This is a genomic window from Chamaesiphon polymorphus CCALA 037 (assembly GCF_003003845.1).
GTDB classification, from domain to species: domain Bacteria; phylum Cyanobacteriota; class Cyanobacteriia; order Cyanobacteriales; family Chamaesiphonaceae; genus Chamaesiphon; species Chamaesiphon polymorphus.
Genome location: NZ_PVWO01000543.1, coordinates 1 through 3,683 on the forward strand (window position 1 = coordinate 1; position 3,683 = coordinate 3,683).

A 3,683-nucleotide genomic window follows, 5' to 3' on the forward strand; every position below is an offset into this window, starting at 1 on the left:
CTACCTGCATATCTAGATGCGATCGGGATTAATCAGCAACAAATTGGCTTAATTATCGGTGCATTTGCGATCGGACTAATTGCTACTCGTCCGATCGTGGGTAAATTAGTCGATACGCGGGGGCGCAAGTTAGTTTTATTAATCGGTACGGCAGTAGCCGCGATCGCGCCAGTGGGTTATCTGTATGTAACTTCGACACCATTGTTGATGGTAATGCGGGCATTTCATGGTATTAGTATTGCTGCTTTTACGACGGCTTTTAGTGCTTTGGTTGTCGATTTGGCTCCACCGAAACAACGGGGTGAAATCATCGGTTTGATGAGTTTGACGAATCCAGTAGGATTCGCTGTAGGCCCAGCGATTGGTGGTTTTTTGCAAGTACATGAGATGTATCGAGAAATATTTTGGATCTCGATAATTTGTGGGGCAATCTCGCTGATTGCTGCCAATCGATTGCATCAGCCCCAGATCGAGGTGGAGTTAGACCATAATGAGTCCGATCGAATTTCACCTTGGCAAATATTAACCAATCCCGCTTTGGGAATTCCTGCTTTAGTTTTATTGCTAGTTGGGTTTCCCTTTGGGGCGATTCATACCTTCGTCCCTTTATATATTAAAAGCCTGAATGTGGGATTCAATCCAGGTTTATTTTATACGATCGCGGCGATCGCTAGTTTTAGTGCCAGATCGGTAATTGGGAGTCGATCCGATCGCTACGGACGCGGTATTTTTATCGCTGGAAGTTTGTGCTGCTACACGGCTGGGGTGGCTTGTTTGGCGACGGCTAATAGTCAGATGAGTTTTGTCTTTGCAGCACTGTTAGAAGGATTGGGCAGCGGCACGTTGCTACCGATGACAGTCGCGTTGGTATCCGATCGATCTTTGCCCCATCAGCGGGGACAGGTATTATCGATCTGTATTACGGGGCTAGATCTGGGCATCGCGATCGCCTCTCCTGTCTTTGGCGCGATCGCCGATGATGTCGGTTTTGCTGGAATTTTCACGATCGGGACGGCCATGGCAGCAAGTGCGATCGGGGTATTTTTAATCTGGGGCAATCGCAATTTACGCCATTCGATCGGCTTTTGTTTGGGACGCCATGGGGATGTGTATCGGAAGGGGTAAGGGTGGATGAGTGGATGAGTGGATGAGTGGATGGGTAATGAGTAATGAGTAATGAGTAATGGGGAGACGCTTGCGTCCAAATTCACTATCCACTATTCACTATCCACTATCCCCTATTCCCTATCCCCTATCCCCTATCCCCTAAATCCTAACGGTGACTTGCTTGCTATGGAGGTATTCTTTGATTTCGGCGACGGTGAGTTCGCCGTAGTGGAGTAGCGAGGCTAATAAGGCGGCTTGGGCGTGTCCGGTGGTGACGGCTTGATAGATGTGTTCGCAGTTGCCAGCACCACCGGAAGCAATCACTGGCACTCGGACGGAAGTCGCGATCGAGCTAGTCAGATCGAGGTCGTAGCCTGCTTTGGTGCCGTCGGCATCCATGCTGGTGACTAAAAGTTCTCCAGCACCTCTTTTAGTGACTTCTTGCGCCCATTTGACCGCATCTAGTCCGGTATTTTCGCGTCCGCCTTTGACGTAGACATCCCAGCCGGGATTGCTGGGATCGTGACGGCGTTTGGCATCGATCGCGACGACGATACACTGATCGCCAAATAGATCGCTGGCATCGTTAATTAAGTTGGGATTTCGCACTGCGGCTGAATTGAGGCTGACTTTATCGGCACCCGCACGTAATAAGTCTTTGATATTTGCCGTGGTTTGAATCCCACCGCCGACAGTGAGCGGGATAAACACGCGATCGGCAGTACGGTAGACGACATCGATAATCGTATCCCGATCTTCGTGGCTGGCGGTAATGTCGAGAAATACTAGCTCGTCTGCGCCAGCGTCGTTATACACTTGGGCGAGTTCTACCGGATCGCCTGCGTCCCGCAGTTCGACAAAGTTGACGCCTTTGACAACGCGTCCGGCTTTGACATCTAGGCAGGGTAATATTCTTTTGGCTAACATAGGGAATTCTCGTTACTTTAACTAACCACCGCAGGAATATGCCCTGTGAGCGATCGATCGGTATCTCATTTTAGATCGCGATCGACCTGTTGCGGTGAGTAGAGTCGAGAACCTGTCATGTTTTTTGGCAAAATGGGCATACTCAGAATATGGTTTTTCTGTGTGGTGTGGATGTTAAAGCGTAAATTGTCGATCGTTGCTATTACTACGGGTATATGCAGCCTCTTCGTCATTGGTGGGATGACGGCTATAGCTAAAACATCGAACCAAAGCCCCGATCTGGCTTTTGGATATAGCATTCGCGGCAACGTTCTAGCCGAAATATTTGACGATCGACAGGGTGCAATCGAGAGCTATACTCAATCGATTCAGCTTCAACCAAAGCGTGCTGTTACGTATTATTTTCGAGCGAAGACTCGATATAAATCGGGTGACAATCGAGGGGCGATCGACGATTTTAGTCGATCGATTCAGCTCGATTCAAATTATGTCGCTGCTTACATCAGTCGAGGTGTCGCCAAGTCTAATTTGGGCAATATTAATCAGGCGATCGAGGACTACGAGCGCGCAATTGCAATTCAACCCGATGATGCTAATGCTTATTATAATCGTGGCATCGCAAGATTAGATCTAAGTAATAAACAAGGTGCGAGCGAAGATCTCGATCGAGCCGCTAAACTGTTTCAAAACAAAGGAAAGACAAAAGAATCGCAAGAGGCACTAGCGTTAGCCAAAAGTTTGGCACGTAAATCTTAAAATTGCATTGCTGACAAGATTAATCGATCGTTACCTCATTCATCAAAAATTCGGGTGATGGCAATTTATTACTTGCCACCACCCGAATTTTTGACGATCGATAACTATTCTTTTTAATTATTTCTAAACCCTGTAGTTATTGGCATCAGCCCACCATTACGCTCCTCGTTCGCGTAGCGTAGGCGAAGCCTAATCGATCTCGGTAATTTTGGCGGCGGCTAGTTGTTGGAGATAAGAATTGTGTTTGCGATCGCAAATAGCGATCGTTGTTTGGAGATCTGCTTTGGCTTCTTCGCGTCCGTCTCTAGCCAATCGAGCCAGCGCACGGAAATAGTAGGCGTGTTCGTCGTTGGAATCGAGACTACCAGAGCCAGGGGTTTCTAGGGATAGCGCGGCACTATAATCGCGGTTGGTACCAAATTCGTCTCCCAAGCCTGCTAGGGCGACGCTACGGGCATAGTAGGTGGCAATTAGCGGTTGGAGATCGATGGATTTTGTGAGATTGGTTAGAGCAGGGGCATAAAGACCGATCGTCAATTGGGTGATACCGAGGTTGTAGTAAGTACTGGCATTAGGCCCGAGTTGATTGTAGCGGATAAAATCGGCGATCGCACTGTCGTTATCGCCACCAAAGGAGTTGGCTAACGCCCTCACATAGTATGCCAATTGGAGATCGGGTTTGAGTTCGATGGCGCGATCGCAATCAGCAATCGCATCATTTAAGCGATCGAGATTAATATAGCTGACAGCTCTAGCAGCATAGGCTTCAGCCTGACGGGGTTCGAGTGCGATCGATAGATTGTAATCGGCTACCGCACCGAGATCGTCGCGATAGTGGTAACGGATCGTGCCGCGACCGTAGAAGAGAGTGGCGTCTCCTGGTGCGGCTTTAA

At 48.6% G+C, this 3,683-nt stretch carries 4 protein-coding genes; 2 read left to right on the forward strand and 2 right to left on the reverse strand.

What is annotated here, in order from left to right; all coding sequences use genetic code 11:
- The coding region (locus C7B77_RS26035; RefSeq protein ID WP_106311839.1) for an MFS transporter at positions 1 to 1,125 on the forward strand (1,125 nt) is incomplete at its 5' end.
- A gap of 141 nt (positions 1,126 to 1,266) precedes the next feature.
- Here the strand turns inward: C7B77_RS26035 and hisF are convergent.
- Complete coding sequence (gene hisF / locus C7B77_RS26040) at positions 1,267 to 2,034, reverse strand: imidazole glycerol phosphate synthase subunit HisF (protein ID WP_106311842.1); 768 nt, start codon at positions 2,032 to 2,034, stop codon at positions 1,267 to 1,269.
- 117 nt (positions 2,035 to 2,151) lie between these two features.
- Here hisF and C7B77_RS26045 point away from each other — a divergent pair, with 117 nt between their 5' ends.
- Complete coding sequence (locus C7B77_RS26045; protein ID WP_106311845.1) at positions 2,152 to 2,790, forward strand: tetratricopeptide repeat protein; 639 nt, start codon at positions 2,152 to 2,154, stop codon at positions 2,788 to 2,790.
- A 189-nt stretch (positions 2,791 to 2,979) separates the two neighbouring features.
- On the opposite strand, the gene C7B77_RS26050 is transcribed toward C7B77_RS26045, so the two are convergent.
- A partial coding sequence (locus tag C7B77_RS26050) for a tetratricopeptide repeat protein (RefSeq protein WP_106311848.1) occupies positions 2,980 to 3,683 on the reverse strand: 704 nt, incomplete at its 5' end.